This is a genomic window from Streptomyces milbemycinicus (assembly GCF_002154605.1).
Classification (GTDB): Bacteria; Actinomycetota; Actinomycetes; order Streptomycetales; family Streptomycetaceae; genus Streptomyces; species Streptomyces milbemycinicus.
In genome coordinates this window covers 20,249-27,734 of the sequence record NZ_MUNE01000186.1, presented here as the reverse complement: position 1 = coordinate 27,734, position 7,486 = coordinate 20,249, and the positions used below count along the sequence as shown (strand labels likewise).

General features: G+C 71.7%; 4 protein-coding genes. 1 reads left to right on the top strand and 3 read right to left on the bottom strand.

Annotated elements, in window-relative coordinates:
- Positions 1-42: 42 nt before the first annotated feature.
- Positions 43-1,221 (top strand): M20 family metallopeptidase, encoded by a 1,179-nt coding sequence (locus CCN51_RS16535; RefSeq protein ID WP_014178632.1) that lies wholly within the window; start codon positions 43-45, stop codon positions 1,219-1,221.
- 336 nt (positions 1,222-1,557) lie between these two features.
- On the opposite strand, the gene CCN51_RS16530 is transcribed toward CCN51_RS16535, so the two are convergent.
- The 3 genes from CCN51_RS16530 to CCN51_RS16520 form a co-directional block, all read right to left on the bottom strand.
- Complete coding sequence (locus CCN51_RS16530; protein ID WP_014178633.1) at positions 1,558-2,295, bottom strand: thioesterase II family protein; 738 nt, start codon at positions 2,293-2,295, stop codon at positions 1,558-1,560.
- A complete protein-coding gene (locus tag CCN51_RS16525) occupies positions 2,292-4,142 on the bottom strand; it encodes a non-ribosomal peptide synthetase (protein ID WP_202948303.1) in 1,851 nt (616 codons plus the stop codon). The genes CCN51_RS16530 and CCN51_RS16525 overlap by 4 nt, the downstream gene beginning before the upstream one ends.
- 307 nt (positions 4,143-4,449) lie before the next feature.
- Positions 4,450-7,473: a type I polyketide synthase gene (locus CCN51_RS16520; protein ID WP_063647650.1), complete on the bottom strand. Its 3,024-nt coding sequence runs from the start codon at positions 7,471-7,473 to the stop codon at positions 4,450-4,452.
- Positions 7,474-7,486: the final 13 nt, after the last annotated feature.

Below are 7,486 nucleotides of genomic sequence, written 5' to 3'. Positions count from 1 at the left end.
TCCCCAAGCCACCCCCCACCCCTTCGCACCAGAAAGCTGATCATGACCGCATCGCCTGTTGCCGCTCTGACCGCCCGCGCCCAGGATGTTTCGGCGGAGATCGTCACCGACATCCTGACCCTCGTCCGCCAGGAGACCAGCAGCTATGATCTGCCCGGCCTCGCGGCGGGCCTGGACCTCCTGCGCGAGCTGACGGTCCACCGGCTCGGGCAGCCCGACCACGAGCACCGCCACCCCGGCGGCGAGTGCGGAGACACCCTGACCCTGACCTACACCGGCACCGGCCCGGGGCACGTCGCGCTCGTCGGCCACTACGACACCGTATGGCCGACCGGCACGCTTGCCAGGTGGGAGCAGCCGGAGCCGGACGGCGACGGCCGGGAGAAGCTCAGCGGACCCGGCATCTTCGACATGAAGACCGGCTTGGCCCAGGGCATCTGGGCCCTGAAGCTCGCCCGCGAGAGCGGCGCCCCCCTCCCCACGGTCACCTTCCTCTTCAACGGCGATGAGGAGATCGGCTCCCTCTCTTCCCGTCCCGTGGTCGAGGAGGTCGCGCAGAAGGCCGATGTCACCCTGGTCCTGGAGCCCACCGCGCACGGCGCGGTCAAGACCGCCCGCAAGGGCTCCGGGATCTTCCAGGTCACCGCCACCGGTGTCGAGGCGCACGCCGGCCTCGCGCCCCAGGACGGAGCCAGCGCGATCACCGCCCTGTCCGAGTTCGTCCTCGCCGCCGCCGCCGTCGCCGCCCCCGAGAAGGGCACCACGATCAACACCGGGCTCATCAAGGGCGGCAGCGCCACCAACGTCGTCGCCGGGCAGGCCACCGCCGGCATCGACATCCGGGTCACCAGCCAGGCCGAACAGGACCGTGTCGACGCCGAGTTCGACGCCATCAAGGTCAGCGACCCCCGCGTGGCCATCGACATCGTCCGCGACTGGAACCGGCCGCCGATGACCCTGAACTCCGCCTCTGCCCCGCTCCTCGCCCTCGCCCGTGAGGTCGCCCGCGCACAGGGCCGCGACCTGCCCGACACCGCGGTCGGCGGCGCCAGCGACGCCAACTTCGTCGCCGCCCTCGGCCTGCCGGTGCTGTGCGGCATGGGCGCGGTCGGCGACGGTGCCCACGCCCAGGGCGAGTTCATCTACCCCGACACGGTGCCCGCCCAGACGGCGCTCGTCGCCGGGCTGCTGGGACGGCTGGCACAGCCCCTGCGCGGCTGAACGCCGCGACGACGAACACCCGACGGCGAGGGCACGTCAGTGCCCTCGCCCGGACCCATGTGCCCTCAATGTGCCCTGGCCGTCTGATGTCCCGTCCCGGCGCATGACGAGGGCGGAGCCCGAAAGCTCCGCCCACATCTACGGTCGGCAGGTCAGGATGGCGCCTGGGCAGGTGATCCTGAATGAGCCGCTGACCGAGATGTCTGCGGTGACGATATCTTTCGCACGGTCCGATGACACGGGGTTCCGTCGCTACGACACCTTCATTGCGCAGCCGGCGCACGGCCCTGATCACTTGAGTTGGCCGGTAGACCTTTGGGCGCCGAAGATCAGGGTTCAGCAGGAGCCGGGGCGCGGGGCGGAGAGGGTTTCCCGCAGAAGGGAGTACGGCGGGTCGGCGATGAGGTAGAAGTGGTTCCCGGGAACGCCGACCTCCTGGACGGGCACCGTGCTCAACGCGCTCCATGGGCGGCGGTCCGCGTCGTCGTCCTGGTCGCCGACGATGGTGGTGACCGGACAGCTGAGCAACGGCTCGGGGGCCATGGTGTAGCGGTGGAACATGCGGCCGTCGGCGATCAGATACGGCAGGACCACCTCCTGGAAGATCGGGTCCGCCGCCATCTCCGCGTCGGTGCCGCCCATCCTGACCAGGTCCTCGAGCAGCCGGTCGGGGTCTTCCTCGGCGACGAGGCCGGTGGGCAGCGGGGCGTCACGGGAGCCCGAAGCGAACAGGCGCTCGATGTGGATGCCCCGGCGCTGCAGCGCGCGTGCCGTCTCCAGGGCCACGGGAGCGCCCAGGCTGTGGCCGAAGAAGGCGAGTGGGAGATCCGCCAGCGGTTCGAGCGCGTCGGCGATGTCGGCGGCGAGCTGGACGAGGTCGTGCGGAGGGTCCTCGTCGAGCCGGTCGGCGCGCCCCGGGTACTGGACGGCGTGTACCTCCACCTCGGTCAGCGACTGACCCCAGGAGCGGTAGAAGGCGGCGGACCCTCCGGCGTGCGCGAAGCACACCAGACGTATCCGCGCTTCGGGCCGGGCCGTGTCGCGCACCAGCCAGCGCGAGGTGTACGACGTCATGGGCGGGTCCCCTTCCGTGCGCGCTGCTGCCGAAGCCTGGCCGTACGGGCCTTGCGGGCGGCCTCGGCTGAGGAGGCCGGCGCCGTGTCCTCCCCGTGCTCGCGACTGGTGTGGATGAGCGTGGCCTGTGCTGTCACGGTGGTTTCCTGGAACAGGGAGACGACCGACGGCCGCAGTCCGCAGTGCCGCTCCAGCGCGTCCTGCAGCTTGAACATGGCCAGCGAATTGCCGCCGAAATCGAAGAAGTTGACGTCCAGCGGTACCGTGGCCACGCCGAGCACGTCCGACCAGGCGGCGGCCACCTGGGCGGTGAGCGGATCGTCGCTGAGGGGCGCGGCCGGCGGGCGGGCGGCGGGCGGTTCTGCGGCGAGCGTCCGCAGCAGTGCGCGGTCGAGTTTGCCGTTGAGGTTGCGCGGCAGTTCCGGCAGGACCCGCAGCTCGCCGGGCACCATCGCGGGGGGCAGCTGCTCCGCGAGGGCACGGCGCAGCGCGACCGGGTCCGCACCCTCCCGCGAGGCGACGAAGCCGATCAGGCCCGTTCCCTGCGCGTCGGGCAGGACGACCGCCTCCTGGACTCCTTCCAGCGGGCGCAGCGCCGACTCGACCGCGCCCAGTTCCACGCGGTGGCCGCGGACCTTGACCTGGTCGTCCTTGCGGCCGATGAAGTCCAGTCGGCGGTCCGCGTTCCGGCGCACGAGGTCACCGGTCCGGTACATGCGCGCGCCGGGCCCGGCGGCGAAGGGGTCGTCGAGGAAGACCGCCGCCGTGGCCTCCGGACGGCCGAAGTAGCCGCGTGTCACCCCGGTGCCGCCGATGAACAACTCGCCCTCCGCGCCCGGCGGTACGGGCTGGAGCTCGTCGTCGAGGACGTAGAGCCGGGCGCCTGGGACCGGGCCGCCGATGCTGACCGGTTCGACGCCGGTGAAGCGGTGGAAGGTGGCCCATACGGTGGTCTCGGTCGGGCCGTACTCGTTGACCAGGTCGGTCACGGAGGAGTGGGCCGCAGAGGAGTGGACCGCGAAGTGCCGGTCGACCAGTGGCTGCGGCAGGGCCTCGCCCGCCACGATCACCTGCCGCAGTGAGGCCAGCGGAGCTGTCCCGGCGCGTTCGGCGGCGTCGAGCAGCAGCCCGTACAGGGTGGGCACGCACAGCGTACGGGTCACGCGGTGGCGGCTGACGAGGGAGACCAGCCGATCGGCGTCGCGCAGTTCGTCCGCGGACGCCACGATCAGGCAGCCGCCCGCCTGGAGCGTCCCCCATATCCCGGCGACCGACGAGTCGAAGGCCAGCGGTGACATCAGGAGGAAGGTCGGGTTCCCCGAGTAGACCATGAGGCGGGCCCGGGTCGAGGCGGCGAGATTGCGGTGCTCGACGATGACGCCCTTGGGCTCGCCCGTACTGCCCGAGGTGTAGATGAGATACGCCGGATCCGCCGGGCCGACCGCGGCGGCGAAGGAGCCGGAGGCCGCGGCGTCCGGCTCCTCGCCGGGGACGCTCGAGACCGTCACGACGGGCAGGTGGGAACCGGGTGCCCGATGCCGTGTGTGTGCCGTCGTCACGACGGCTGCCACCTGCGCATCGTGGAGGATTGTGGCGACACGGGCGTCCGGCTGGGCCAGATCGACGGGCACATAGGCGGCCCCCGCGCCGAGGACGCCGAGCACGGACGCGATCATCGCGGCGGAGGGCTCGGCGAGGAGGGCGACCCGGTCACCGGCGCCCACCCCGGCCGCGGCGAGGCGGTGGGACAACTGCCGGGACCAGGAGATCAACTCACCGTAGGTGACGGCGATGTCGCCGCAGCGCACGGCGACCGCCGCGGGATGGCCGACGGCCAGGCGGGCCACCACTTCGTATGCGGGAACGAACGCGTCTTCCGGCAGTGGTTCGCCGGTTACCGAGGCCGTCCACTCCGGTATCGCTCCGTCACTGTCTATCGGTCTGGACGGAGAGGATTTCATGTGTTGCAAACCGGACATGAGAAAAACTCCCCAAAGCTGTCAGTTCGCTTATCACTCGGTCCGGATTCGAGAACGAAAGTGCGGTTTTTGCTGTCACGAGTGACCGTGACATGGTGGTGTGATCATAAGAGGGCGGATTGATCTGCGCAATGGATCAGTACGAGCGGTTCGGTTTTCGTGGAGTTTAATTCGTTCAACGTCGCAAGCCCTGCTCGTCCGCCTCGTCCTGGATCCGGCGGACCACCGCGATATGGCCGTTCAGTGTCCGCTTGGCCAGCATTTCGCGCACGGGGACACGGATGTCGAACTCGCTGTTCACCCTGCGGATGAGCCGGGTGATCAGCAGGGAGTCGCCGCCCTGGGCGAAGAAGTCGGCGTCCGCCGGGACATTGTCACGGCCGAGCAGTTCCGCCCAGAGCCTTGTCACTCCCTCTGCCGGGTCGACCGGGGCCTGGCTCTCGGGTTCCGGCTCCTCGCTCCGCTGCTCCGGCAACGGCGCGAGAACCGGAGCCGGGGAGCGACTGGGGTCCGTCGCGGGCGGGGCGAGCGCTTCCGGGGCCACCGAGCGCGGCCCGGAGAAGGGGTAGCCGGGCAGCCTGGTCCTGCGGCCACCGCCCGTCAGCCCGTCCGGCGTGATCGGCTGCCCCAGGGTCCACAGGGCGCCGACACCGCCGAGCGCGGTCGACCCCGGTGCGTCCCTGCCCTGGTCCAGGGCGACTACGGGGAAACCGCCGGCCTCCGCCAGCGGTGAGAGGGGACGCCCCGGACCGATCTCCACGGCCAGGGCGCCCGGCAGGTGTTCGGCCAGCGAGTCGAGGGCGGCGCCGAACAGCACGGACTGCCGGACCTGCGTGACGAACATGTCGCGCGGGAGGGAGGTACCGGCCGCGACGACCCGACCGGACACATTGAGCGCGATCGGAAGGGTCGACGGCCGGAGTTCGATCCGCGCCATCGCGTGGGTGAGCGCGGGCAGCGCGGGCTCGATCAGCCGGGAGTGGCCCGCGTGGGTGTAGCGCAGGCGCCGTACGAAGAAGGTGTCGCCGATCCGCCGCAGGTATTCCTCCACCTCCTTGACCGGCCCTCCCAGCACGCAGGAGTCCGGGCCGTTGACCGCGGCCACGTCGAGGCCGAGACCCCACTCCTCGGCGAGTGCGAGGGCCCGCTTCACATCCGCCCCGATGGCCAGCATGGCGCCCTTCGGGCAGTCCTGCATGGCCGCGCCGCGCGCCGCTATGAACGCGGCCGCGTCCTCCAGGCTGAAGACTCCGGCGACAGCGGCCGCGGTGATCTCGCCGGAACTGTGTCCGCACACCGCGGCCGGCCGGACCCCCAGGTCCAGCAGTGCGGTCGCCGCCGCGTGGCCGACGGCGAAGAGGGCCGGCTGCGCCAGTTCTGGCCGGTTCAGCTCGGCGGCGGGGAAGGCGGGGTCGAACAGCGCCTGCCGGATCCGCTCCGCGAGCGGGGAGGCGAAAGCCGCGAGGCACCGGTCGAGCGCCTGGCGGAACCCGGAGAGGGCGGTGAAGGGCTCGGCCATCGCCGGGCGTTGAGTGCCCCCGCCGGGAAAGAGAAAGACCACCGGGGCGGGGCCCGTCACCGGCGCGGTGCCCCGGGACACCCCGGACCGGTCGGCGAGGCGCCCCGCGACCTCGGCGCTCGTCCGGCCGGTGACCGCGAGGCGTTCGCCCATGGCCAGGCGGCCGCCCGCCAGCGTGTCGCAGACCTCGCCGAGATCCGGGTCGTGGGTCCTGAGGTGGGCGACCAGACCGTCGGCCACGCGGCCGAGCGCCTGGGGATCCGCCGCGGACAGGAGCACCAGGCGCTCGCGCGGTGCCCACGCCCCGGGAACGGGGGCGGGAGCGGGGGCGGCGGGCGCGGCGGTGGCGGCGGTGGCGGCCGGCTCGCGCGGCGGTGCCTGCTCGATCACGACATGCGCGTTGGTGCCGCCGATCCCGAACGCGCTCACCCCGGCACGCCGTGGGCGCTCCCCGGTCCAGGGGACGGCCTCGGTGGGCAGATACAGGGGACAGTCCTCGGTCTCCAGCAGGGGGTTGCGCGCGGTGAACCCCGCGACGGGCGGGATCACCCCGCTGCGCACCACGAGCAGGGCTCTGATCAGTGCGGCGACTCCCGCGGCGGCGTCCAGGTGGCCGATACTGGCCTTCAAAGCGCCCACCGCCACACTGCCCTGCCGGGCTCCCGCCCTGCGCAGCGCGGCGCCCGCCGCCGTCCACTCGATCGGGTCTCCGATCCGGGTGCCGGTGCCGTGGGCCTCCAGATAGCCGATGGACCCGCCGTCGACCTCGGCCGCGCTCAGCGCCGCGGCGATGACCCGCTCCTGCCCCGCGGCGGACGGCGCGTAGTACCCGGCCTTCGCGTTCCCGTCGTTGTTGATCGCGGTGCCCAGGATGACGCCGTACGGCACGGGATCGTCCTCGGTGATGTCCGAAAGACGGCGCAGCACCACGGCACCCGCGCCGGATCCGGCGATCACCCCGTCCGCACGCCGGTCGAACGGCCGGCACGCACCCGTGGCGGACAGCACGCCGCCCGGTTGGTGCAGATGACCTGCCTGGGGGTAGCCGAACCCGGCGCCCACCACCAGGGCCTGGTCGCAGTCTCCGCTGAGCAGCCCCTGCACCGCCAGATGCACGCCCACCAGCGAGGAGGAGCAGGCCGTCTGCACGGCGAAGGCCGGTCCGTTCAGACCGAGTTTGTAGGCCACGCGGCTCGCCATGAAGTCCGGCTCGCTGCCGTGGATCAGGTCGTCGAGCAGGCCCGGATCGACGCTTCCGCGGCGGACCATCGCGCGCATGTACTCGCTGCCCGTCATGGACGCGTAGACGCTGGTCATCCGCGTGTCGTCCCGGACCGGAGCCCCAGCGTCCTCCAGGGCGTTCCAGGCCACCTCCAGCATCCAGCGGTGCTGAGGGTCCATCAGTTCGGCCTCGCGCCGGCGGATCTGGAAGAAATCGTGGTCGAAGCGGTCCCAGCCGTCGAGATGACCGCGTACGGGTACATAGTCGGGGTCGGTGGCCAACGCGGCGGGCACTCCGGCCGCGATCAACTCCTCCCGCGTGTATCTCCTGCTGTGCACGCTCCCGCGGAGCTGGGAATCCCACCAGTCGTCGATTCCACGGGGCCCAGGGAGCCGCGCTGCCATACCGATGACCGCGATGTCCAAGGAGCGATCCCGACTCGTCACAACGTCCCCCATCATACGGTCGGAA